This is a genomic window from Luteibacter flocculans, assembly GCF_023612255.1.
Classification (GTDB): domain Bacteria; phylum Pseudomonadota; class Gammaproteobacteria; order Xanthomonadales; family Rhodanobacteraceae; genus Luteibacter; species Luteibacter flocculans.
Genome location: NZ_CP063231.1, coordinates 2,454,657 through 2,478,334 on the forward strand (window position 1 = coordinate 2,454,657; position 23,678 = coordinate 2,478,334).

Annotated in this window: 22 protein-coding genes, 1 other RNA gene and 1 riboswitch; of the genes, 9 read left to right on the forward strand and 14 right to left on the reverse strand. The window is 64.9% G+C overall.

Annotated elements, in window-relative coordinates; all coding sequences use genetic code 11:
* Positions 1 to 261, reverse strand: a complete 261-nt coding sequence (locus IM816_RS10400; RefSeq protein WP_250338028.1) for a sigma factor-like helix-turn-helix DNA-binding protein — start codon at positions 259 to 261, stop codon at positions 1 to 3.
* Between the two features lie 161 nt (positions 262 to 422).
* Between IM816_RS10400 and IM816_RS10405 the strand changes: the two genes are divergently transcribed.
* The 3 genes from IM816_RS10405 to IM816_RS10415 all read left to right on the forward strand — a co-directional run bounded on the left by IM816_RS10405 (position 423) and on the right by IM816_RS10415 (position 2,333).
* Complete coding sequence (locus tag IM816_RS10405; protein WP_250338029.1) at positions 423 to 902, forward strand: carboxymuconolactone decarboxylase family protein; 480 nt, start codon at positions 423 to 425, stop codon at positions 900 to 902.
* Positions 903 to 931: 29 nt separating this feature from the next.
* Positions 932 to 1,351: a cupin domain-containing protein gene (locus IM816_RS10410; RefSeq protein WP_250338030.1), complete on the forward strand. Its 420-nt coding sequence runs from the start codon at positions 932 to 934 to the stop codon at positions 1,349 to 1,351.
* Positions 1,352 to 1,427: 76 nt separating this feature from the next.
* The gene (locus tag IM816_RS10415) at positions 1,428 to 2,333 is read left to right on the forward strand and encodes an RNA polymerase sigma-70 factor (protein ID WP_250338031.1); all 906 of its coding nucleotides are present in this window, start codon (positions 1,428 to 1,430) and stop codon (positions 2,331 to 2,333) included.
* Between the two features lie 65 nt (positions 2,334 to 2,398).
* On the opposite strand, the gene greA is transcribed toward IM816_RS10415, so the two are convergent.
* From greA to carA, 3 genes are read right to left on the reverse strand one after another with little or no spacing between them, the layout of a single operon-like run.
* On the reverse strand, positions 2,399 to 2,881 hold the full coding sequence (gene greA, locus IM816_RS10420) for a transcription elongation factor GreA (protein WP_072321205.1): 483 nt from the start codon (positions 2,879 to 2,881) through the stop codon (positions 2,399 to 2,401).
* Complete coding sequence (carB, locus tag IM816_RS10425; RefSeq protein WP_250338032.1) at positions 2,878 to 6,105, reverse strand: carbamoyl-phosphate synthase large subunit; 3,228 nt, start codon at positions 6,103 to 6,105, stop codon at positions 2,878 to 2,880. The genes greA and carB overlap by 4 nt, the downstream gene beginning before the upstream one ends.
* A gap of 46 nt (positions 6,106 to 6,151) precedes the next feature.
* Positions 6,152 to 7,294 (reverse strand): glutamine-hydrolyzing carbamoyl-phosphate synthase small subunit, encoded by a 1,143-nt coding sequence (gene carA, locus IM816_RS10430; protein WP_250338033.1) that lies wholly within the window; start codon positions 7,292 to 7,294, stop codon positions 6,152 to 6,154.
* A gap of 218 nt (positions 7,295 to 7,512) precedes the next feature.
* Between carA and IM816_RS10435 the strand changes: the two genes are divergently transcribed.
* Complete coding sequence (locus tag IM816_RS10435) at positions 7,513 to 8,196, forward strand: 2OG-Fe(II) oxygenase family protein (RefSeq protein ID WP_250338034.1); 684 nt, start codon at positions 7,513 to 7,515, stop codon at positions 8,194 to 8,196.
* 372 nt (positions 8,197 to 8,568) lie between these two features.
* On the opposite strand, the gene IM816_RS10440 is transcribed toward IM816_RS10435, so the two are convergent.
* The 6 genes from IM816_RS10440 to hrcA all read right to left on the reverse strand — a co-directional run bounded on the left by IM816_RS10440 (position 8,569) and on the right by hrcA (position 16,298).
* Positions 8,569 to 9,576: a sodium:calcium antiporter gene (locus IM816_RS10440; RefSeq protein ID WP_250338035.1), complete on the reverse strand. Its 1,008-nt coding sequence runs from the start codon at positions 9,574 to 9,576 to the stop codon at positions 8,569 to 8,571.
* A gap of 15 nt (positions 9,577 to 9,591) precedes the next feature.
* Positions 9,592 to 9,794: riboswitch (yybP-ykoY riboswitch) on the reverse strand.
* 275 nt (positions 9,795 to 10,069) lie between these two features.
* Positions 10,070 to 10,864 carry a 4-hydroxy-tetrahydrodipicolinate reductase gene (dapB, locus tag IM816_RS10445; protein ID WP_250338036.1) on the reverse strand — a complete coding sequence of 265 codons (795 nt, stop codon included), beginning with the start codon at positions 10,862 to 10,864 and terminating at the stop codon, positions 10,070 to 10,072.
* 435 nt (positions 10,865 to 11,299) lie between these two features.
* Positions 11,300 to 12,430 carry a molecular chaperone DnaJ gene (gene dnaJ / locus IM816_RS10450; protein ID WP_250338037.1) on the reverse strand — a complete coding sequence of 377 codons (1,131 nt, stop codon included), beginning with the start codon at positions 12,428 to 12,430 and terminating at the stop codon, positions 11,300 to 11,302.
* A gap of 129 nt (positions 12,431 to 12,559) precedes the next feature.
* Positions 12,560 to 14,485: a molecular chaperone DnaK gene (dnaK, locus tag IM816_RS10455; protein ID WP_072321211.1), complete on the reverse strand. Its 1,926-nt coding sequence runs from the start codon at positions 14,483 to 14,485 to the stop codon at positions 12,560 to 12,562.
* 130 nt (positions 14,486 to 14,615) lie between these two features.
* Positions 14,616 to 15,149 (reverse strand): nucleotide exchange factor GrpE, encoded by a 534-nt coding sequence (grpE, locus tag IM816_RS10460; protein ID WP_072321212.1) that lies wholly within the window; start codon positions 15,147 to 15,149, stop codon positions 14,616 to 14,618.
* Positions 15,150 to 15,236: 87 nt separating this feature from the next.
* A complete protein-coding gene (hrcA, locus tag IM816_RS10465) occupies positions 15,237 to 16,298 on the reverse strand; it encodes a heat-inducible transcriptional repressor HrcA (RefSeq protein ID WP_072321213.1) in 1,062 nt (353 codons plus the stop codon).
* Between the two features lie 135 nt (positions 16,299 to 16,433).
* Between hrcA and recN the strand changes: the two genes are divergently transcribed.
* A complete protein-coding gene (gene recN, locus IM816_RS10470; protein WP_250338038.1) occupies positions 16,434 to 18,104 on the forward strand; it encodes a DNA repair protein RecN in 1,671 nt (556 codons plus the stop codon).
* Positions 18,105 to 18,338: 234 nt separating this feature from the next.
* Here recN and IM816_RS10475 read toward each other — a convergent pair whose 3' ends face one another.
* A complete protein-coding gene (locus IM816_RS10475; RefSeq protein WP_072322242.1) occupies positions 18,339 to 18,968 on the reverse strand; it encodes a response regulator transcription factor in 630 nt (209 codons plus the stop codon).
* 83 nt (positions 18,969 to 19,051) lie between these two features.
* Between IM816_RS10475 and IM816_RS10480 the strand changes: the two genes are divergently transcribed.
* Positions 19,052 to 20,668 carry an MASE1 domain-containing sensor histidine kinase gene (locus IM816_RS10480; RefSeq protein WP_072321215.1) on the forward strand — a complete coding sequence of 539 codons (1,617 nt, stop codon included), beginning with the start codon at positions 19,052 to 19,054 and terminating at the stop codon, positions 20,666 to 20,668.
* A 304-nt stretch (positions 20,669 to 20,972) separates the two neighbouring features.
* Here IM816_RS10480 and fur read toward each other — a convergent pair whose 3' ends face one another.
* Positions 20,973 to 21,386: a ferric iron uptake transcriptional regulator gene (gene fur, locus IM816_RS10485; RefSeq protein ID WP_072321216.1), complete on the reverse strand. Its 414-nt coding sequence runs from the start codon at positions 21,384 to 21,386 to the stop codon at positions 20,973 to 20,975.
* Between the two features lie 73 nt (positions 21,387 to 21,459).
* Here fur and IM816_RS10490 point away from each other — a divergent pair, with 73 nt between their 5' ends.
* Complete coding sequence (locus IM816_RS10490) at positions 21,460 to 21,933, forward strand: outer membrane protein assembly factor BamE (protein WP_072321217.1); 474 nt, start codon at positions 21,460 to 21,462, stop codon at positions 21,931 to 21,933.
* 4 nt (positions 21,934 to 21,937) lie between these two features.
* Here IM816_RS10490 and IM816_RS10495 read toward each other — a convergent pair whose 3' ends face one another.
* A complete protein-coding gene (locus tag IM816_RS10495; RefSeq protein ID WP_250338039.1) occupies positions 21,938 to 22,216 on the reverse strand; it encodes an RnfH family protein in 279 nt (92 codons plus the stop codon).
* Positions 22,209 to 22,637, reverse strand: a complete 429-nt coding sequence (locus IM816_RS10500) for a type II toxin-antitoxin system RatA family toxin (protein WP_083527299.1) — start codon at positions 22,635 to 22,637, stop codon at positions 22,209 to 22,211. The genes IM816_RS10495 and IM816_RS10500 overlap by 8 nt, the downstream gene beginning before the upstream one ends.
* A gap of 79 nt (positions 22,638 to 22,716) precedes the next feature.
* On the opposite strand from IM816_RS10500, the gene smpB reads away from it, so the two are divergent.
* Positions 22,717 to 23,217 (forward strand): SsrA-binding protein SmpB, encoded by a 501-nt coding sequence (smpB, locus tag IM816_RS10505; protein ID WP_072321220.1) that lies wholly within the window; start codon positions 22,717 to 22,719, stop codon positions 23,215 to 23,217.
* 81 nt (positions 23,218 to 23,298) lie between these two features.
* Positions 23,299 to 23,652: a transfer-messenger RNA gene (ssrA, locus tag IM816_RS10510) on the forward strand.
* The last annotated feature ends 26 nt before the right edge of the window (positions 23,653 to 23,678 follow it).

Consider the following 23,678-nt stretch of genomic DNA (forward strand, 5'->3'; position numbering starts at 1 on the left):
TTATTTCCTCGAACTCGCTGCCGCGTGGACCTGCGCGTGTGCTTCGTCGATCAGCCGTCGGCAGGCATCGGGGTTTCGATGCAGCAGCATCGCGATGTCTTCGGGGGACGCGTCAAAGACCTCCGCCAGGAGAAGTGCCAGGCGCGCATCGGTCGGCAAGGCGGCAATGGCGTCGATCAGGTCGAGCCAGAGCACGTCGCCGGCATGGCGTGTCGTGAGCGCGCTGCGCAGCCGTCCATAGGTGGAAGTCTTCTGGGCCATGTTGCTTAGACGTGCCTGCATCGCGGTTTGTGACGGCGTATTGGTGCGCGCGACGCAACACCGTGGACTCGGCGGCGGATCTACCGGGTGCCGGGAGCGAGGCCTAGCCTTCGAGTGCCCGCCATGACGGCGGCTCCCCCTTACCTCACGAGACCTACGCCATGACCCAGCGCATCGATTACATGAAGCAGTCGCCCGAACTCACCAAGAAAATGATGGAACTCAGTGCGGTGAACGCCAAATCGTCCGTCGGCGCGACGATCCAGAATCTGGTGAAGATTCGCGCATCGCAGCTCAATGGCTGCGCGTTCTGTCTCGACATGCACGTGAAGGAAGCCACTCTGCACGGCGAGCGGCCGTTGCGCCTGCACCATATCGCCACGTGGCGCGAATCCAACCTGTTCGAGCCGAAGGAGCGCGCCGCGCTGGCGTGGACCGAAGTGCTGACGCAGATCCCTGCAGAAGGCGTTCCCGACGACCTCTACGAGCGCGTCCGTGGGCAGTTTTCCGAACAGGAGCTTTCCGATCTCACCTACGCGGTGATGATCATCAATGCATGGAACCGCGCGAACGTCGCCTTCCGCGCTGAACCGGGCAGCTACGACAAAGCCTGGGGCCTGGACAAGGCGAACCTGTCCTGATGCGCTTTCGATCGAATGAGGAACACCCCATGCGCATGATGAAAGTGCTCGCGCTGCTCGGCGCGTTGACGCCCGCTGCTGCCCTCGCCCACGATGCCGCCGGCCATGGCGGCTCGGCGCCCCTGCCCGTCGTCAGCGATGTCATGACCAAGGCCTTGAAGGACTATCCGGGCAAGGAGATCACACTGATCTCCGTGGACTATCCACCCGGGACCGTCGAACCCATCCACCACCACGACGCCCATGCCGTCGTGTACGTGCTTCAAGGCACGATCGTGATGGGCGTCAAGGGTGGTAGGGAGCAGACCCTGAAGGCCGGCGACACGTTCTACGAAGGCCCCGACGACATCCATACGATAGGCCGCAACGCCAGTCAGACCGAGCCGGCGAAGTTCGTGGTGTTCATCCTGAAGGACGCCAAGAAGCCGCTGGTCATGCTCGGCCTCTGAGTCGGGGCACTGGCTTCCCTGGACGCCTTCCGCCAAGACATGTCACAAAGCACCCGTCAGGATCGTCTTGATGGGTATGAGCGACGCCACTGCCACTTTCTCCGCCTTGCGATCCCGCCTGCACGGCATCGCCTACCGCATGCTCGGTTCCGTGGCCGAGGCGGAGGATGTCGTGCAGGACATCTGGCTGAGCTGGAACGCGGCTTGCGACACGGTCGAGCATGCCGAGGGCTGGCTGGTCGCGGCGACGACGCGCCGCGCGATCGACCGGCTGCGTGCCGCCAAGGCCCGCCGCGAGGACTACGTCGGCATCTGGCTGCCCGAGCCGGTGTGGACCGATGAGGGCGCGTCCCCGGAAGACCTGAGCGAACTGGCGGACGACGTATCGGTCGCGTTCCTGCTGCTGCTCGAACGGCTTTCCCCTGAGGCGCGTGCGGCCTTCCTGCTGCGCGAAGTGTTCGACGTGGACTATGCGGAGATCGCCCGCACGCTGGGCAAGACGGAAGCCGCCTGCCGCCAGTTGGTGCATCGTGCGAAGGATCAGGTGCGCGAGGACCAGCCGACCCGCTACGTACCGCAGGACGCGCAACGGGAACTGGTGCGGCGTCTTGCCGACGCCATGGCGAGTGGCGACTTCCCTGCCATCCGTTCGATGCTCGCCGAAGACGCGGAACTGCGCGGCGATGGCGGCGGCAAAGTCACCAGTTTCCCGAAACCCATGCGGGGCGGGCAGCGCATTGCGCAGGTGTTCTACGCAGCGCATCTTCGCTACGGCACGGACGTCGAGGTACGCGCGACGCGCATCAACGGCGAGTGGGCGCTGCTGCGCTACATCCAGGGCCATCTGGAATCGGCGATGACCTTCACGACCGATGGCAGCACGATCCGCCGCATCCATGCACAGCGAAACCCGGACAAGCTTGCCCGCATCGGGAACGGCATGCGTGGATTTGCGTTACCCGCTGGCGCACTGTCGCTGTAGATCGATGCGGCGCCTGAGGGCGGTCCGGCATCCCTGCCGGCCGCGTTCAGGTCAAGAGCAACCGATCAGCTATAGCGAACGCCAACGATCTCGTAGGTCTTGACGCCATTGGGCGCCTTGAAGTCGAACTCGTCACCTTCGTTCTTGCCGATGAGCGCACGCGCGATCGGCGAGGACACGGCGATGAGGTTCTGCTTGATGTCGGCCTCGAGGTCACCGACGATCTGATAAGTGACCTTGGCGTCCGAATCCAGGTCGACCAGGTCCACGATCGCGCCGAAGACGATCCGCTTGCCCACGCTGAGGCGCTCGGTGTCGATCACTTCGGAATTCGACAGCGCTGCTTCCAGCTCGGCGATGCGGCCTTCGTTGAAGCCATGCATCTCGCGCGCGGCGTGATACTCGGCGTTCTCCTTGAGGTCGCCGTGCGCACGTGCTTCCGCCACCGCGGCGACGATTTCGGGCCGCTTCACACGCTTGAGGTACTCCAACTCGTCACGCAGGCGATCGGCACCCTTCTGGGTCATGGGAGGACGAGTGCTGCTCATGCGTTCAACTCCTTGTGCAGATCCTGCAGGCTGTTCACTTCGCCATCGGCGTGGAAGTCGAGCGAATGCACGAGCGCACGCGCGCCTGCGACGGTCGTGGAATACGTGACGCGCTGCTGCAGCGCTTCACGGCGGATCGAGAACGAGTCGGAAATGGCCTGCTTGCCCTCGGTCGTGTTCACGATGTACACCACCTCGCCGTTCTTGATCAGATCGACGATATGCGGACGGCCTTCGAGCACTTTGTTGATGCGCTCGCACGCCACGCCGTTGTCCTGCAGGAACTTGGCGGTACCCGAGGTGGCAACGATGCCGTAGCCGCGGCTGGCCACGTCCTGGGCGATCGACAGCAGGCGATCCTTGTCGGCATCGCGCACGGACATGAAGACCTTGCCCTTCGGCGGCGCCTTGATGCCGGCGGCTTCGTGGCCACGCGCGAAGGCGGCGCCGAAGCTGCGGCCCACGCCCATCACCTCACCCGTCGAACGCATCTCGGGGCCGAGGATCGGATCCACGTTCTGGAACTTGAGGAACGGGAAGATGGCTTCCTTCACCGAGTAGTACGAAGGAATGATTTCCTTGGTGGCGTTCTGCTCGACGAGCGTGCGACCGGCCATGGCGCGCGCCGCGATCTTCGCCAGCGACATGCCGGTGGCCTTGCAGACGAACGGCACGGTACGCGACGCACGCGGATTCACTTCCAGGATGAAGACCTCATCGCCCTGGATGGCGAACTGCGTGTTCATCAGGCCGATGACCTTCAACTCCTGCGCCATCAGCTTCACCTGGCGACGCATCTCGTCCTGCACTTCGGCACTGAGCGAATACGGCGGCAGTGAGCACGACGAATCGCCCGAGTGCACGCCGGCTTCCTCGATGTGCTCCATGATGCCGCCGACGAGCACGTTGCCCTCGGCGTCGGCGACGATGTCCACGTCCACCTCGACCGCGTGGTCGAGGAAGCGATCGAGCAGCACCGGCGACTCGTTGGACACCTGCACGGCCTCGCGGATGTAGCGCGACAGATCGGCATCGGCGTAGACGATTTCCATGGCGCGACCGCCGAGCACGTAGCTCGGACGGACGACCAGCGGGTAGCCGATCTCGCGGGCGAGCGCGAGCGCCTCGTCCGCGTTGCGCGCGGTACGGTTCGGCGGCTGCTTCAGCTCGAGCTTCTGGATCATCTTCTGGAAGCGCTCGCGATCCTCGGCGAGGTCGATCGAGTCGGCGCTGGTACCGATCACGGGCACGCCTGCCGCTTCCAGCGCGCGCGCCAGCTTGAGCGGCGTCTGGCCGCCGTACTGCACGATCACGCCCTTCGGCTTTTCGAGATCGACGATTTCCAGCACGTCTTCAAGCGTCAGCGGCTCGAAGTACAGGCGATCGGACGTGTCGTAGTCGGTCGAAACGGTTTCCGGGTTGCAGTTGACCATGATGGTCTCGAAACCATCCTCGCGCAGGGCGAGCGCCGCGTGCACGCAGCAGTAGTCGAACTCGATGCCCTGGCCGATGCGGTTCGGACCGCCACCCAGCACGACGATCTTGTCGCGGTTGGTCGGGTTGGCCTCGCACTCTTCCTCGTAGGTCGAGTACATGTACGCCGTGGTGGTCGCGAACTCGGCGGCGCAGGAATCCACGCGCTTGTAGACCGGACGCACGCCGAGCGTGCGGCGCAGGTGGCGCACGGCGCCCTCGTCGGTACCGACCAGTTCGGCCAGGCGCGCATCGGAGAAGCCCATGCGCTTGAGTTCGCGCATGCGCGGCTCGTCCAGCGCCGTGAGACCCTGGCGCTGCACTTCGCCCTCGGTCATCACGATGTCCTCGAACGCGGCGAGGAACCATGGATCGATGTGCGTGAGATCGTGCACTTCTTCCAGCGACAAGCCGGCTCGGAACGCATCGGCCACATGGAAGACGCGGTCCGGACGCGGCTCGCGCAGTTCGCGCTTGAGCGTGAGGAAGCCTTCCTCGCTGCCGATGTCCAGGCCCGTCGGATTCAAGCCGGTCTTGCCGATCTCAAGACCGCGCAAGGCCTTCTGCATCGACTCGTGGAAGGTACGACCCATCGCCATCACCTCGCCCACCGACTTCATCTGCGTGGTGAGGCGTGCGTCAGCGGCCGGGAATTTCTCGAAGGCGAAGCGCGGGATCTTCGTCACGACGTAATCGATGGACGGTTCGAACGACGCCGGCGTGAGACCGCCGGTGATGTCGTTCTTGAGTTCGTCCAGCGTGTAGCCGACGGCGAGCTTGGCTGCGACCTTCGCGATCGGGAAACCGGTAGCCTTCGAGGCCAGCGCCGACGAGCGCGACACGCGCGGGTTCATCTCGATGACGACGACGCGACCGTCTTCGGCGTTGATGCCGAACTGCACGTTGGAACCGCCGGTGTCCACGCCGATCTTGCGCAGCACCGCAATGGACGCGTTACGCAGGCGCTGGTATTCCTTGTCGGTGAGCGTCTGTGCCGGCGCGACGGTGATCGAGTCGCCGGTGTGCACGCCCATCGGATCGAAGTTCTCGATCGAGCACACGATGATGCAGTTGTCCGCCTTGTCGCGGACGACTTCCATCTCGAATTCCTTCCAGCCGAGCACCGACTCTTCGACCAGCACTTCGTGCACGGGCGAGAGTTCGAGGCCGCGACCTACGATCTCGACGAATTCTTCCTTGTTGTAGGCGATGCCGCCGCCCGAACCACCGAGCGTGAAGCTCGGACGGATGATGGTCGGGAAGCCCACCGTCGTCTGGATTTCGAGCGCCTGCTCCATGGAGCGCGCCACTTCCGCCTTGGGGCATTCCAGGCCGATCTCGGCCATCGCCTTGCGGAACAGGTCGCGGTCTTCCGCCATGCGGATGGCGTCGCGCGTGGCACCGATCAGCTCGACGCCGTACTTCTCGAGCACGCCGTTGTCGGCCAGGTCGAGCGCGCAATTCAGGCCGGTCTGGCCGCCCATCGTCGGCAGCACCGCATCCGGGCGCTCCTTGGCGATGATGCGCTCCACCGTCTGCCAGTTGATCGGCTCGATGTAGACGGCATGCGCCGTCTCGGGGTCGGTCATGATCGTCGCCGGGTTCGAATTGACCAGGACGACGCGGTAGCCCTCTTCCTTGAGCGCCTTGCACGCCTGCGCGCCGGAGTAGTCGAACTCGCAGGCCTGGCCGATGACGATCGGGCCGGCGCCGATGACGAGGATGGTCTTGATGTCGCTGCGCTTTGGCATGGTTTCTCTCGCGAATCGATGGCGGATGGATGGGCGGTGGCGGGCGTCAGGACGCCTGCTTCACCTTGTGCGCTTCCATCGCGGCAATGAACGTGTCGAACAGGTAGCCGACGTCTTCCGGGCCCGGGCTCGCTTCCGGGTGTCCCTGGAAGCAGAACGCGGGGCGGTCGGTCAGGGCGAAGCCCTGCAGCGAGCCGTCGAACAGCGAGGTGTGGGTGATGCGGACATTCGCCGGCAACGTGGCCGGATCGACCGCGAACCCGTGATTCTGCGAGCTGATGAGCACGCGGCCGGTGTCGTGATCCTTCACGGGGTGGTTCGCACCGTGATGGCCGAACTTCATCTTCAGCGTCTTCGCGCCGATCGCCAGCGCCATGATCTGGTGCCCGAGGCAGATGCCGAAGGTGGGGATCCTGGTATCTAGAATCTGGCGGGTCGACTCGATGGCGTAGTCGCACGCCGCCGGGTCACCCGGGCCGTTGGCGAGGAACACACCGTCAGGATTCATGGCGAGGACTTCGGACGCGGGCGTTTGCGCAGGCACGACCGTGATGTCGACACCGCGGCCGGCGAGCAGGCGCAGGATGTTCTGCTTGACGCCGAAGTCGTACGCCACCACGCGGAATTTCTTCGGCGCGTTGTAGAACGCCTGCTTGTCGAGGTCGTACACGCCCTCGTTCCACTGGTAGGTGGCCGTCGTGCTGACGACCTTGGCTAGGTCCATGCCGTTGAGGCCGGGGAACGCCTTGGCCTTGGCCACTGCGGCATCGGCTTCGATCGCCTCGCCCGCGACGATGCAGCCATTCAGCGCGCCCTTCTCGCGAAGGATGCGCGTGAGACGACGCGTGTCGATACCGGCGATGGCGACGATGCCATGACGCTGCAGGTACTGCGGCAGCGGTTCCACGCTGCGCCAGTTGCTGGCGAGGCGCGGCACGTCGCGAACGATGAGGCCCGCCGCGTGAACGCGGTCGGCTTCGACGTCGACGTCGTTGGTACCGGTATTGCCGATGTGCGGGTACGTCAGCGTGACGATCTGGCGGGAGTACGACGGGTCGGTCAGGATTTCCTGGTAACCGGTCATGGCGGTGTTGAACACCACCTCGCCAACCGTCTCACCGCGGGCACCGACAGAGTGGCCGTGAAAAATGCTGCCGTCTTCGAGAGCAAGCAGAGCAGGAGTACGCATGGGATGGCCGCCTTCAGGTGCAGCAAAGCCCGCAAGCCTGCGTGAAGCGGCTCGTGGGCCTTGGGGATAAGGATCGTAGGGCGGGTAAGAATGATAGGCGCGAAAGGCCTTACTGTCCACCTCATCCGATGAATGAACGCGTAGGAAAATGCCGCGAGGGAACGTGGTCCGACACGATACAATGCTCGGCAAGGTACCCCTGAACCGAGATCGCCTGCATGCTGCTCGACCCCGCCCGCCTGGAACGTCCCGACACAGACATCAGGCACGAGCCTTTCTCGTTCATGATCGCCCACGGGCAACTGCCGGACGAGGCGCGCAGCGACCTGGAGCGCGACTTCCCCCAGTACAGCAGCGCCGGGTTCTTTCCGTACGACGCCAGCGATTGCGGCCCGTCGGTGAACGAGCTGGTGGAACAGATGACCTCGCGCGCGTTTTCCGCCGCGATCGGCCGCCATCTGGGCATCGAAGGCCTGGAGAACTACCCCACCCTGGTCACGCTATGCCGGCTGCTCAACCGCCGCCACGGCACCATTCATACCGACAGCAAGTCCAAGATCGCCACGGCGCTGATCTATCTCAATCCGATGTGGCCGGACACCAGCGACGGCTGCCTGCGTTTCCTTCGCTCGATCAACGACATCGACGACATGGTTGCGCCGGAGTTGAAGCCGCTCTACGGCGAGTTCGCGGTCTTTCGCCGAGCGGAAAACTCCTTCCACGGCCATCTGCCGTACGAAGGCGAACGCCGGGTCATCCAGGTGGCCTGGCTCACCTCGGAAGAAGAAAAGGCCCGCAAGACCAAGCGCGGCAAGTTCTCGCGAGCCTTCAAGAAGATCTTCGGCAAGCTCGACCGTAAGGTCGGCGCCGACCGCGACCGCAACGCCTCTCACCCCGACTGAGCCGTATAGGAGCCGCATGGCGGTTCCTACGAAGCAGAGGTAGGAGACATCCTGGTAGCGATAAGCCAAAAGCACGGTGGGAGCCAGCCTGCTGGCGAAAAACCAACGAAGCGATGAAGCGGCGAGGCAAGATCCCATCGCCAGCAGGCTGGCTCCCACCCGCAGGTCCCGATCGCCAGCAGGCTGGCTTCCACCGGCAAGTTCTGGAGCGAAGTTGTGGGAGCCGCCATGGCGGCGAGAAGCCCACAGAGCGGCGACGCGGGAAACCTGCGGGAAGCGGTAAGGCAGGTTTCAGCGGTGAAACAAGCTTCCCTCGCCGCCATGGCGGCTCCTACAAGGGGAATGGCGGCCCCTAGGGGGATTGGTGAACCCTCACCGCCCCCCGAACCACCACGCCACGAACAGGGCGAACACACCGTAGAGCGCTCCGATTGGCATCAGCCAGCGGGCTTCGACCGCGCCCCGGCGGAACATGGCCCAGAGCACGATGATGGCGACAGCAGTGATGACGCCCGCCACCACCAGCGGCGTATCGAACAGCCACGGCGTGGCAAACAGCGCCAGCGAACTGGGAATAGTCGCCTGGATCATCATGGCGCCCGAGATGTTGGCCAGTGCCAGCCGCTCCTTGCCCTGACGTACCCAGATCAAAGCGTTCACCGTTTCGGGCAGTTCCGTCGCGACCGGACTCAGCACCAGCGCGACGATGTGTGGCGATAAGTTGAAGAAGGTACCGAGCGACTCCAACTGCCAGACGAAGGTGCGCGACGCGACCGCGATCACGAGCAGCGCCAGCCCGGTCTGCAATACCACCCAGCCCATCGCCGGATCGGCCTCGTGCCGGCGGAATGTGAGCGGTTCGAGTTCCTCGTCTTCCGGGCCGCTGGTGTCGTCGCGCATTTCCCGCCACACGTAGAAGGCATACGCGGCCAGGAACAGCACGCCCAGCCACGGCTTCCACGCGAAGGCCACTAGGCCGAGGCCCAGCTTCACGAGAAAGATCGCGAGGAACCAGGACTGATCACGGGCAAGCCGCCGGTGGTCCACACGAATCCGTGTGTCCTGTCGCTTCAGGCGCTTGCGACCTGCATATAAAGCGAATCCGACGACCGCATAGGCGATGGTAGCCAGCACCAGTGGGCCGCCGAGCGCCGCACCGACGCCGATGTCGCGGGCCTCGGGACTCTTCCCGAACATGACGGCCACAAAGGTCACGGCGCTTTCCGGCAAGGCCGTACCGAAGGCGGCCAGCACCGTACCGGTGGTGGTCGAGCCGAGGTTGAGCTTGCGCCCAAACCATTCGACACCGTTGACGAAGTATTCGCAGGCGAAATAGATGGCCCCGGCAGACACCAGGAACAGGAAGCACGTCAGCAGCATGATTGACTTACGGCCGGGCGAGCGCAAGAAACCGATGGCACAACGACACCGCTCGCCCGGCCGGGTGAGCATGTCGATGGCCAAAGGTCTCGCCGGGCCGACAGCGCACTCTCCATGCGCCGCTACCGTTCGCGCCATGGGGCCGAAAACGACCGCCAAGTCTGTTGACGCGAACTCCTCAGGGGGAACGAGGATGGCTACTCCCCAATGACATCGGCGCGGATGTTAACACGGCTTCGAGGTTCGGGTAGCCACCCGGCGGCGGCTGGCGACGGGAACCTGCTGGTGGGAGCCAGCCTGCTGGCGATGGAAGCTTGCCTCGCGGCTACACCGCTTCGTTGGCTTTTCGCCAGCAGGCTGGCTCCCACCCGTGCCCTTTCAGCTTTTCGCCAGCAGGCTGGCTCCCACCGGCACCTTTTGGCTTGTCGCCTCCGGGTTGGCTCCGACCTGTGCCTTTGGACTTTCGCCGCAACAGCGGCTCCGGCAGTCGGCATTACACCTTCGCTGCGATCACATCCTCGATAGTCCACGCGCCGGGCGCGCGGCCGGTGATCCAGGCGGCCGCTTCGAGCGCACCACGTGCGAAGATCGAGCGATCCGTGGCTCGGTGACCAAGCTCGATGCGCTCGCCCTGGCCCATCAGCAGTGCCTGATGCTCGCCGACGATGTCGCCGCCGCGCACTACCGCAAAACCGATCGTGCCAGCCTTGCGCGGACCAGTGCGCCCCTCGCGCGCATAGACGGCCAGTTCATCCAGCGTGGCGCCGCGTCCCGCAGCCGCCGCGTGGCCCAGCGCGAGCGCCGTGCCGGAGGGAGCGTCTTCCTTGCGATCGTGATGCGCCTCGACGATATCGAGGTCCCAGCCCGGCAGTGCCGCGGCCGCTTCGCGCAGCAGGCGCGTAAGCACGGCGACACCGAGGCTGAAATTCGCCGCGCGCAGCACCGCGATGCTTTCCCCGGCCTTGGCGAGGCGCTCCTCAATGGCCGGCGACAAGCCGGTAGTTCCGGTGACGAGGGCCGCGCCGCTCGCCTCGCAACGCTCGATTGCGGCGAGCAAGCCGTCCGGACCACTGAAGTCGATGACCACGTCCACATCGCCGTCGCCGGACCAGTCCGCGAAGCGCATGGGGGAAACGTCGCCATACACCGCTTTGCCCAAACGACCCGACGACGGCGAGACAATGGCACGCACAAGTTCGAAACGTTTGTCATCGCGCGCAAGGTCCAACAGTGCAAGCCCCATGCGGCCGGAGGCGCCGCTGATCGCGAGACGGACGGGTCGGGACATGTGTTGAACCTCTGAGGACTTCTGGACCGCGAATCCTAGACTACTGTGCAACCGTGTGGCAGTTGCCTGAGCGGTAAAGAGCCAGAGCAGGCTGGAACCAGCCTGCTGGCAAAAAGCCAAAAAGGTACGGTGGGAGCCAGCCTGCTGGCGAAAAGCTAAAAGGGCACGGGTGGGAGCCAGCCTGCTGGCGAAAGCCAAAACGGCACGGGTGGGAGCCAGCCTGCTGGCGAAAAGCCAACGAAGCGGTGTAGCAGCCAGGCAAGCTCCCATCGCCAGCAGGCTGGCTCCCACCGGCAAGCTCCCATCCACCAGGCTGGCTTCGACCAGTAGGCCCCATCACAACCAGGGTGGCTACCGAAGGCAGGGCCCGATCGCCGGTCTAGCCGGCTCCCACACGATCAGAGCGGCGAACCGCGACATCGGTCACGCGTCGGCTTACGACGTCACGCGCGACCAGAACTCTTTCACGCCATCCATGAACGTGTTGGAGCGCGGCGTGTGCTTCGCGGCGTCCTCGCCGACGAACGTAACTTCCAACTGCTGCAGCAGGTCGCGTTGCTCCTTGGTCAGGCGAACCGGCGTCTCGACGACCACGGTGCAAATGAGATCGCCCGTGCGCCCGCCGCGCACCGACTTCACGCCGCGCCCGCGCAGGCGGAACTGCTGACCTGTCTGCGTTTCCGGCGGCACGCTCACCGGCACCTCGCCTTCCAGCGTCGGCACCATCAGCTCCGTCCCAAGCGCGGCCTGAGCGAAGCGGATCGGCATCTCGCAGTACAGGTCGGAACCGTCGCGCTGGAAGATCGGATGCTCGCGCACGCGCACTTCTACGTAGAGATCTCCCGCCGGCGCACCAGCCGGACCGGCTTCGCCCTGCCCGGTAAGACGGATGCGATCGCCGTTATCCACGCCCGCCGGAATACGCACCGACAGGGTGCGTTCTTCTTCGAGGCGCCCTTCGCCGTGGCACTTCTTGCACGGCTTGTCGACCTTCTGACCGGAGCCGTGACAGGTCGGGCACGCCTGCTGGATGGAGAAGATGCCGTTCTGCATGCGCACACGGCCATGGCCGTTGCACGTCGTACAGGTGGAGACTTTGCCGTCTTCCGAACCCGTGCCGTTGCAATGGTGGCAGTTCACCTGGGTGGGAATGTCGATCTTCTTCTCGATGCCGAACACGGCTTCCTCGAGATCGAGATCCATCATGTAGCGCAGGTCGGCGCCACGGCGCGCACGCTGGCGACCGCCGCCACCGCCAAAGATGTCGCCAAAGATGTCGCCGAAGATATCCCCCACGTCGCCGAACCCGGCGCCATGGCCGCGGCCGAAGCCACCGCCTTCGAAGGCGGCGTGTCCGTACTGGTCGTACGCGGCGCGCTTCTGCGCGTCGGACAGGACGTCGTAGGCTTCCTTGGCTTCCTTGAATTTCTCGAGCGCCTCCGGTTCCGGATTGCGATCGGGGTGATACTTCATCGCGACGCGACGAAAGGTCTTCTTGAGGTCACCCTCGGTCACGGTGCGTTCGACACCGAGAATTTCGTAGTAGTCGCGCTTGCTGCTGCTCATTGCACGCTTGCTTTCCCTTGACGGACGATCGCGCCGACGGGTTTCCCCTCGGCGCGATCGATCGCTTCAACCGTTGGAAACACGCCACGGGCGTGAACCCGCGGCGTATCGCTTGCTCAACAAGGCGACTTACTTCTTGTCGTCCTTGACTTCGGTGAACTCGGCGTCGACCACGTCGTCCGGCTGGGCCGAACCGCCGCCCGGTGCCGACTGACCCGAAGCGTCCTGCGCACCGCCGGCCTGGGCCGCCGCGGCGAGCGACTGGGCGACCTGCTCGAGGTTGGCGATCTTGGCTTCGATGGCGCCCTTGTCGTCGCCGTCCTTCACCTTCTCCAGATCGGAGACGGCGCTGTCGATGCTGGCCAACTGCTCGGCCGGGATCTTGCCGCCGTGCTCCTTCAGCTGGCTGCGCGTGGCATGGACGAGCTGATCGGCCTTGTTGCGCACCTGCACGAGTTCGTGGAACTTGCGGTCGTCCTCGCGATTGGCTTCGGCGTCGGCCACCATGCGCTGGATCTCGTCGTCCGAGAGGCCGGAGCCGGCCTTGATCTCGATCTTCTGTTCCTTGCCGGTGTCCTTGTCCTTCGCCGACACATGCAGGATGCCGTTGGCGTCGATGTCAAAGGTGACCTCGATCTGCGGCGTGCCGCGCGGTGCCGGACGAATGCCCTGCAGATCGAACTTGCCGAGCGACTTGTTGGCGCTGGCGCGCTCGCGCTCGCCCTGCAGTACGTGCACGGTGACCGCGGTCTGGTTGTCGTCGGCGGTGGAGAACACCTGCGACGCCTTGGTCGGCACGGTGGTGTTCTTCTCGATCAGCTTGGTCATCACACCGCCCATCGTCTCGATACCGAGCGACAGCGGGGTCACGTCGAGCAGCAGCACGTCCTTCACCGAACCACCCAGCACGCCGCCCTGGATCGCGGCGCCCACGGCGACGGCTTCATCCGGGTTGACGTCCTTGCGCGCTTCCTTGCCGAAGAAGTCCTTCACGGCTTCCTGCACCTTCGGCATGCGGGTCTGACCACCGACGAGGATCACCTCGTTGATGTCCGACACACGCAGGCCGGCGTCGTTGAGCGCGGTGCGGCACGGATCGATCGTGCGCTTGACCAGGTCTTCCACCAGCGACTCGAGCTTGGCGCGGGTCAGCTTGATGTTGAGGTGCTTCGGACCCGAGGCGTCGGCAGTGACGTACGGCAGGTTCACGTCGGTCTGATGCGAGGACGAGAGTTCGATCTTCGCGCGCTCGGCGGCGTCCTTCAGACGCTGCAGCGCGAGCTGGTCCTGGCGCAGGTCGATGCCCTGCTCCTTCTTGAACTCTTCGACGAGATAGTCGATGACGCGGTTGTCGAAGTCTTCGCCACCCAGGAAGGTGTCGCCGTTGGTCGCCAGCACTTCGAACTGCTTCTCGCCGTCGACGTTGGCGATCTCGATGATCGACACGTCAAAGGTGCCGCCGCCGAGGTCGTACACGGCGATCTTGCGGTCGCCCGTGGCGGTCTTGTCGAGGCCATAGGCCAGCGCGGCCGCCGTCGGCTCGTTGATGATGCGCTTGACGTCGAGACCGGCGATCTTGCCGGCGTCCTTCGTGGCCTGACGCTGGCTGTCGTTGAAGTAGGCCGGCACAGTGATGACCGCTTCGGTCACCGGCTCGCCCAGGAAGTCCTCGGCCGTCTTCTTCATCTTCATGAGGACCTTCGCGGAGACTTCCTGCGGGGCCATCTTCTTGCCGTCAGCGGTCTGCACCCACGCGTCGCCGTTATCGTGCGCGACGATGCCGTAGGGGACGATCTTGATGTCCTTCTGGACTTCCGCGTCGGTGAACTTGCGGCCGATGAGGCGCTTCACCGCGTAGAAGGTGTTCTTGGGATTGGTGACGCTCTGACGCTTGGCCGGCGCGCCGACCAGAACCTCGTTGTCCTTGGTGAACGCGACGATGGACGGCGTAGTGCGATCGCCCTCCGCGTTCTCGATGACGCGCGCGGTCGAACCTTCCATCACTGCAACGCAGGAGTTGGTCGTACCGAGGTCGATGCCGATGATCTTGGCCATTGAAGTTGCTCCGGAATGCTAAGCGGCCCCCGCGGCCGCGACTGTTGTGAAAGTGGGGCTCTGCCCCATTGATTCAATGCCTGGTGAGACGCCCCGGCGGCCTCGAGACCGCACCGCGCGGGGTTTTCGTTCAGTTGTCGCGCACCACGGCGACGAGCGCCGGACGCAGCAGACGATCGTTGAGCACGAAGCCCTTCTGCACCACGGCCACGACGGTGCCCGGCGCATGCTCGTTCGACTCGACCGAGCTGATGGCCTGGTGGTGGTCCGGGTTGAACGGCTGATGCAGCGGATCGACCACGCTCAGGCCGTTGGCCTGGGTGACCTTCTCCAACTGCTTGAGTGTGAGTTCGAGGCCTTCGCGCAAGGTCTTCGCATCGGCCGATTCATTGGCCAGGCCCAGAACGATGCCGTCGTAGACCGGGAGCAGGTCGCCGAGCAACTTCTCGTTGGCGAAACGGCGAGCCTGATCGAGGTCACGCTGCAGGCGGCGGCGCTGGTTCTCAATTTCGGCGCGCTCGCGCAGCACCGTCTCGCGCGCCTGCGCCAGCTCGTTCTCGAGGGCGCCCAGCTTCGCGGTAAGGGCGTCGAGGTCGGCGTTCACGCCGTGCTCCGCCGTACCATCCTGCGCCGGATCCGGCACATGGGGATCGTTGTTCTGCATGCTTGCTCCAAATGTCAGCCAACCGGCCCGCTCGATCGAGGGGCCGAACATTCGCGGGAAATTAGTAAACCCGCCTCCCGGGGCGGTTTATGAGGTCGCCGCGGCGCGATTCAAGGCGTCGCTGAGCAATCCGGCCGTGGCTTGGACCACGGGGATCACCCGCTCATATGCCATACGCGTCGGTCCAATAACTCCGACAGCGCCGAGCATGCGGCCGTTGGTGCCGTAGGTGGCGGTGACGATGCTGCAGCCGTCCAGGGCCGAGAATCCGGATTCCTCTCCGATGAACAGGCGCACGCCGGGCGCCTTGACGCACATTTCCATCAACTGAAGCAGATCGCGCTTCTGCTGGAAGGCGTCGAAGAGGTCGCGCAGCCGGTCGATATCGGCCAGTTCGGCGTACCCCATGAGGTTGGTCTGGCCGCTGACCAGCACGTCGTCGGCGTCTTCGTCCGGGGCGAACGAAGCCGTGGCCAGTTCCACCACGCTGGCAAGCATGCGATTGAGTTCGCCGCCTGCCTCGCGCAATTCGCTGGCTAGGTGCGCGCGGATGTCCGCCAGCCGGAAGCCGGCGAACTGCGCGTTGAGGTAATTGGCCGCCTGCTCAAGTTCGCTGGCGCCGATCGGACGCGCAAGCTGGATCACCCGGTTCTGCACCTGGTTGTCCGAGAACACCAGGATCACCAGTACGCGGGCATCCGGCAGGGAAACGAAGTCGATATGGCGCAGGGGGAAATCGCCCTGGCGCGGCACGGTGACCACGCCAGCGAAATGGGTCATCGCCGAAAGCAGGTTCGAGACGTTGCCCAGGAGATCGCGCGTGGTGGTCTGGTGCGGCGGCAGGCTGCCCTGCAGGCGCGCCATCTCGTCGCGTGGCAGCGGCTTGAGTTCGAGCAGGCTGTCCACGAAAAGACGCAGGCCGCGCGGCGTAGGCACCCGACCGGCCGAGGTATGCGGCGATGCGACCAGCCCGGCCTCCTCGAGGTCGGCCATGATGTTCCGGATGGTGGCTGGGCTCACTTCCAGACCCGACGAACGCGCCAGCGTGCGTGAGCCGACTGGCTCGCCATCCGAAAGGTATTGGGAAATCAGGGTCCGCAGCAGCCGGCGCGCGCGAGCATCGATGTCGTGACCGGTAAACGGATTCATGCGCCTGACTGGATGAAGAAAGGGGGCGGTTGCTGCCGCTATCAATAAGGTCTTGCCGCCCCGCTTGCAAGTCTCGGCTCCTGCGACTCCGCTCCCGCTACAATCGCGGCGTTTCCCTCCGCCACGCCGGTGCCCATGCTCACCTCGCTCTACGTCCGCCAGTTCGCCGTCGTCGAAGAAGCCGAGGTCGCCTTCGGCCCCGGCCTCACCGTGGTCAGCGGCGAGACCGGTGCCGGCAAGTCGCTGCTGGTGGATGCGCTGATGCTCCTGGCCGGTGCCCGGGCCGACAGCGGCATGGTGCGCGCCGGTTCCGACCGCGCCGAACTGGCAGCCGAGTTCGATCTTGCAGGTCTTCCGGAAGCCACCGCCTGGCTGCGCCAGGAGGAACTGGACGACGGCGATACCTGCCAGTTGCGCCGCGTGATCCGTACCGAGGGCAGCTCACGCGGCTGGATCAACGGGCGCCCGGCCAGCCTCGCGCAGATGTCGGCCCTGGCCGCGTTGATCGTGGAGATACACGGCCAGCACGAGCACCAGGCCCTGCTCTCGCGCCAGCATCAGATGGCCCTGCTGGACGCGTATGCCGGCAACGAGGAGCGTCTGGCTCGCGTGCGTGACACGGCCCGCGCCTGGCGCGACACCGTGGCACGCATCCGCACCTTGAGCGGCGGCGACGATCGGGATCGCCAGATCGAACTCCTTGCTCACGAACTGGAAGAACTGGATCGCTGGGCGCTCGCGCCAGCCGCCCTGGAAGAGCTGGAAACGCAGCACCGCCGCCTCGCCAATGCCGGCCGTCTCGCCGAGGGCGCCAACGGCGTGGTGGAAATGCTCGACGGCGAGAGCGAATTCGCCATCGGTCGTGCCCTGCTCCGAGCGCATGCCGAGCTGTCCCGGCTGGCCGAACTGGACGCCACACTGGCACCGACGCTCGAACTGCTGGACAGCGCCCAGATTCAGGTGGGCGAAGCCGTCGATGGACTGGGTCGGTACGCACAGGACGTCGAACTCGACCCCGAACGGCTGGCCGAAGTGGACACGCATCTCAGCCACCTGCACGAACTCTCGCGTCGCTATCGTCTGCCGATCGAGGAGTTGACGGCCAAGGCCGACGAACTCCGCGAGCGCCTTGCCGAACTGGAAGGCGCCGGCGATGCGCTGGATCGCCTCGGCAAGGAACGCGACCGCCTGCGCAAGGCATACGACGAGGCGGCGTCCGATTTGTCGGCCGCGCGCCGCGATGCCGCGGCACGGCTAGGCCAGGCAGTGGCCGGCCTGATGGGTGAGCTGGGCATGTCGGGCGGCCGGCTTGAGGTAACGCTCGAGCCCGCCGAAGGCGACGATCCTGATCCGCAGGGCCGCGAGCGCTGCGAACTGCTGGTCAGCGCCAACCCAGGCCAGCCGCCCCGCCCGCTGCGCAAGGTGGCCTCCGGCGGCGAGCTGGCACGCATCAGCCTCGCCATCGAGGTCGCCACGCTCGGCAACGACAACATCGGCTGCATGATCTTCGACGAAGTCGACACCGGCATCGGCGGCGCCGTGGCCGAAGTAGTCGGCCAGAAACTGCGGGCGCTCGGCGAACGCGTGCAGGTGATGTGCGTTACCCACCTGCCGCAGGTAGCGGCACAGGGACACGCGCATCTTCGCGTGGCGAAGGAAAGCGACGGCGAAGCCACGCGCACGCGCATCCACGCACTCGACGCGAACGGGCGACGCGACGAACTGAGCCGCATGCTCGGCGGCGTTGAAATCACGAAAGAGACGCGCGCCCACGCCAAGAAGATGCTCGACCGCGCGCAGGGGTAAGCCCATCCACGAGTGGGCTAGCCCCACCCTTGTGAGAGCCGCCATGGCGGCGAAGGGGCTTACTGGTGGGAGCCAGCCTGCTGGCGATGGGAGCTTGCCTCGCTGCTACACCGCTCCGTTGGCTTTTCGCCAGCAGGCTGGCTCCTACCTGCACCTTTTGGCTCATTGCCACCAGGGTGGCTCCTACCTTTGCTTCGTAGGTTCGCGCCGCTAAAGGGCTCCCACACAGCGGCCTCAGGTCCGGATGAGGCCCCGCTCCTGAGCCATCCGATAGAGGTCCAGCTCGGACCCTGCGTTGAGCTTGTTCATGACCGCGGCACGATGGATGTAGATCGTCTTCTGGCCGATGCCCAGCTCCGCGGCTACCTGTTTCGGCGCGCGACCGGCAGCCAGAAGCAGGAACACTTCCCGCTCGCGGGCGGTGAGCCGGTTGAACGGGTCAAGATCTGTCGACGGTCGACCCGAACGCCGCTGGCGCAGGTCGGAGCTCAAGTATTGCTCGCCACTGAGCACCGAACGCACGGCCGCCACGAGCTCCTCCGGCGCCACGCCCTTGGTGACGTAGCCCCGTGCACCGCGCCGCAAGGCTTCGGATACGTAAGGCTCGCCGTCGTGCATGCTCAGCACTACGATCTTCATGCCCGGCGAAATGCTGCCCAGATGCTCGATCAACGGCAGGCCACTGCCATCGGGAAGCGTTAGATCCACGGCCACGAGGTCGGGCCGGTGCTGGGTCACCGCCTCTACCGCCTCATCGGCGTTACGTGCTTCGGCGACGACGTCCAGGTCGGGTTCCAGCTCGATGAGCCGTTTGAAACCCTCACGGACAATAGCGTGGTCATCTACTAGGACGATTCTTGGCATGGAGAGAATGTAGCAGGCTCCGGACGCGGGCGTACGGGCGATGAGGGCCACGACGCCCGCCATCGCCCGTGTAACATTCCGGCATGCGACTACAACCCCGCTTCGCCGGCCCCCTCTTTGCCCTTGCCTACGCTGTTGCGTGGGTCATGCTGTGGCCGACGGAGCAGCCTTATTGGGTGCTGCCCTTCGGCCTGCGTTTCGGTGCGCTGCTGTTGATGCGAACGCGCGACTGGGCGTGGATTCTCGGTGCGGAAATCGTCGCCAGCGCCTTCTGCGAGTGGCGCAGCGGCCTGCCTATCGGCGGCGCTGGTTTCGTGCTGGGCGACGCTCCCGAACCCCTCACCGTAGCGGCCTGCCTGTGGCTGTTGCGTCGGGCGCACCTGCACGCCAGCCTCAGTACGCCGGAAGACGTGGCGCGTCTGCTGCTGTCGGCCATGGTCACGGCCACGGTCGCCACCGCGGGCAACGCCGCGATGATGGCCTCCATGCACCCCGCCGCCCCGGTGGAAATGCTTGGCACCACCTTCGGTAGCGATCTACTTGGCAATTACCTGGGCGTGCTGCTGGTCGTGCCGGTGATGGTGCTGGTCTTCCGCGAGCGCCCCACGCAAGCCTCCATGGCAGAGCTGCTGCTCGATGGCTTGTTGGTGATGCTGCCCTCGCTGGCCATTCTGATCACCCTGGCGGAGTACTCGCCGCAACCACAGTTCGCCCGCGTGCTTTCCCTCGCGCCCGTGCTGTTCTTCGCGTTCCGCCATGGCTGGCGCGGTGCCGGTCTGGCGATGCTGATCACCAGCGTGGGTCTCAATGTCACCGAGGACATGATCGGTCGCGGCGCGCCCACGGCCGCGGCCCACCTGTTCCTCGCCGTCGCCGGCACGGGCACGCTGATGCTCGGCGCCGCCACCGATGCGCTACGCCGCAGCAGCGAGCGCGTGGCGCAACAGAACACCCACCTGGCGGCCGCGAACCAGCGCCTCGATCAACTGGCCCGCCAGCTACGCGACGCGGCGCGCGGCAATCTGCAGGCCGAAGAAAACCTGCGTCGGCACATGGCCGCCGAACTGCACGACGAACTGGGCCAGAACCTCACGGCCATCCAGACCCACCTCAAGCTGGCACAGAGCCGGCTCGGCAGTGCGGGCATGGAGGACATCGGCACGTCGATCAACGGCATCCTCGGCCACATGCGCAAGGCGCTGCACCGCATGCTCGACAGCCTGCGGCCTTCGGTTCTGGACGAGTTCGGCCTGCTGCGCGCGCTGGACGAAGGCCCGATCCGCGACATGCTGACCGCCGCCGGCATCACCTACGTGACCGACCTCCGTGGCGAGCCTCGTCTGCTGGACGAGGACACCCTTACCGCGATCTACCGCGTGGTGCAGGAAAGCGCGACCAACGTGGTTCGCCATTCCGGGGCCAGCCGGATGACACTGCGCCTACGCATCGGCCTGCGCGACAGTGGCCCCGTGGCGATCCTGGACATCCGCGACAACGGCACCGGGCTTTCGTCCGCGCCGCCCGCCCGTCATCGCAGCGATGGCGGCGGGCGTGGACTGCAAGGCATGAGCGACCGCATCACCGCACTTGGCGGTCTCTTCCGCATTCGGCCGGAGCCTGTAGGACTTCACCTACGCGTGCTGCTGCGCAGCACAAGTATCGGATCCGGCATAGGAAATTTTCCAATAGCCGGAGAGTGAACACATCGTTACGATCTCATTATCGATGTGGGGGAGCCGCCGTCGAGAGACGGTGAGCCCAGGTCGGTCGTGGGGACGATCGACCTGATGAGGCGACAGGATGTTGCCTCGCCGGTGCAACATGGTGGTCGGTGGATCTGCGAGCAACTCGCGTTTCACGAGCCATGAAAACACCGGATCAAGCCGTCGGTGGGCAGGAGCCCACCGGCGGCGTTTTTATTTGGGCGCTCGCCTGCCCTCCGACCTGGCGACCAGACATAAAAAAGGCCCCCGACGGGAGCCTCTTACGCGAAGATATCGGGACTCAGCGCTTCTTCTTGGGCCGGACGTAAAGCACCAGGCTGTGGTCTTCGATGACGTAACCGTGACGCTCGGCGATCTCATGCTGGAGGCGCTCGATCTCCTCACTGATGAACTCGATGACCTTTCCGCTGTCCACGTCGATCATGTGGTCATGATGCTTGCCGCGGTCCAGCTCGTAGACGGCCTGCCCACCCTCGAAGTTGTGCTTCATGACGATGCCGGCGGCTTCGAACTGGGTCAGTACCCGATACACCGTGGCAAGCCCGATGTCCTCCTGGTGCGACAGCAGGCGCTTGTAGATGTCTTCGGCGGTCAGGTGGCGCTCGTCCGCCTCCTCGAAAATCTGCAGGATCCGCATGCGCGGATGGGTGACTTTCAGGCCCGCCTTGCGGAGCTCTTTGGTTTCCTGGTCCATGTCGAGACCCCTCGCGGTGCCATAAGGCGCTTAGTGTATCATCACAGGCTTCACGATCCGGACGTTACTACGCATGCATAAGCTCATCCGCACGCTGGGTTTGGCCATGATGGCAACCGCCATCGCGGGCTGTGGCCTCGTCTATACCCCCGACGTGCAGCAGGGCAACCTGCTCGACAAGAAGAACGTCGATCAGTTGCAGCCGGGCATGACCAAGCGTCAGGTCCTTGTGCTGCTCGGCACGCCGTCGGTCGCCTCGCCGTTCGATCAGGATCGCTGGGACTACGTCTCGACCTTCTCGCATCGCGGCCGCCCCATGACGACCCGCACCCTGACCCTCACCTTCAACAACGACACGCTGGTGCGCACCGAAGGCGATTTCTTCGCCCAGGATGCCAAGCAGCTGCTGAAGGACTCCGAGAAGTACAAGGCCAACCCGACGGGCGGCGCCGAGGGCGACAAGAACACCAGCGGCAAGAAGAGCGACGACGACGGCGGCTTCAGCGTCGGCGGTTCGTCGGACGACAGCCCCGCCAGCAAGCGGTAATGGCTCAGGCGCCGCGTGACGCGCGGCGCCGTCGGGCTTCCATCGGATCGAGCGTCAGCGGGCGGTAAAGCTCGACGCGATCGCCCTCCTCCAGCACCCGCTCCGGGGCCACCTTCTTCGCGAAGATGCCGATCCGTGTGGGATCAGGCATGACACCGGCAGGCAAAGCGGGCGCGGCCTGCTGCACGGCCTGCCAGGCCGTCGTGCCCTCGGGCACACCGAGTTTCAGGACCACCTGCCCTTCCGGCCCGGCATACGCGACCTCGACGCCGATCTCAGCCATACTGGCGCCTCGCTTCGTCGCAGAAATCGTCGACCATGCGGTTGGCGAGTTGCTGGAAGCCCATTTTCAGCACCGAGCCGCCCAGGCCGGCGTAGTCGAAGTCCAGATCCAGCGAGATCTTGCAGCCGACGTCGCCCAGGGCCTGGAACGAAAAAACGCCATCGAGCGAACGGAACGGCCCTTCCACGAACTTCATGGTCAGGCGTTCCGGCCGCTGCATGGTGTTGCGGGTGGTGAAATGCTGCTTCAACCCGGCGAACTTGAGATCCAGCCGGGCCACCAGCACGTTCTCGTCGCGCTCCACCACCGTGGCGGCGTCACACCAGCCGAAGCGCTTTGGGTATGCTTCCACATCGTTGACAAGGTCGAACATCTGCGCGGGCGTGAACGGCACGATCGCACTGCGGCGGATTTCAATCACGTTAGACCTCGTCTTATTTCGTCGGCGCATGGACACGCCGGCCTTGTATCAGGGACTCGATAGACCGATTTTAACGGACATGGCAAAAGCGAAGGCAAAGGACACGGAAAAGGAAGGCGGCGGCACCATCGCGCTGAACAAGCGCGCGCGCCACGAATATCACATCGACCAGCGCTTCGAGGCCGGCATGGCCCTGCAGGGCTGGGAGCTGAAGTCCCTGCGCGCCGGCCGCATCAACTTCGGCGAAGGCTGCTACGCGATCATCCAGCAAGGCGAGGTCTTCCTCGTCGGCGCACAGATTCCGCCCCTGATCAGCGCCTCCACGCACGTGGTGGCCAACGATCGGCGCACGCGCAAGCTGCTGCTCCACCGCGAGGAAATCGACCGTCTGATCGGCGCCGTGGAACGCAAGGGTTACACCCTCGTCCCCACCGCCATCTACTGGAAGCGGAACAAGGTGAAGTGCGAAATCGGCCTGGCCAAGGGTAAGCAGGAGCACGACAAGCGCCACGCCGAGAAGGAACGCGAGTGGGCGGTCGACAAGCAACGCGCGATGCGCGCCCACAACCGCGCCGGCTGACTGAATGGCTGCCGCCCGCCCATTGTGACAGGGGGTTGGCGCCCCTATACTGCGGGTAGGTAGTTACACAACGTTTTCCCCGGGGGTGTTCTGGCTTCGACGGGGGTAGTGCGATTGCCTGGTGCATGCCGAGGGGGCAGCTTTCCTCGTTAATCCAGCAGCAAACTTATAGTTGCCAACGACGACAACTACGCTCTCGCCGCTTAAGGCGTAAGCCCCGAACCGACTTGTGCTCGTGCTCGTCGGTGTAGGGTCACTATCACGAGATCGTCAATGGCTGTCGCCTCTCAGCCTACGACTAGATCTAACAGGCTGGTTTGTCGGCGCGCTTAGCACGCCGTGCTGTCGGCAAACGAGATCCAACGGTGAGCTAAGCATGTAGATCCGGGGATTAAACGCCTTCGGACGCGGGTTCGACTCCCGCCACCTCCACCAATCAAGCAGCGGATCAACGGTAAAAC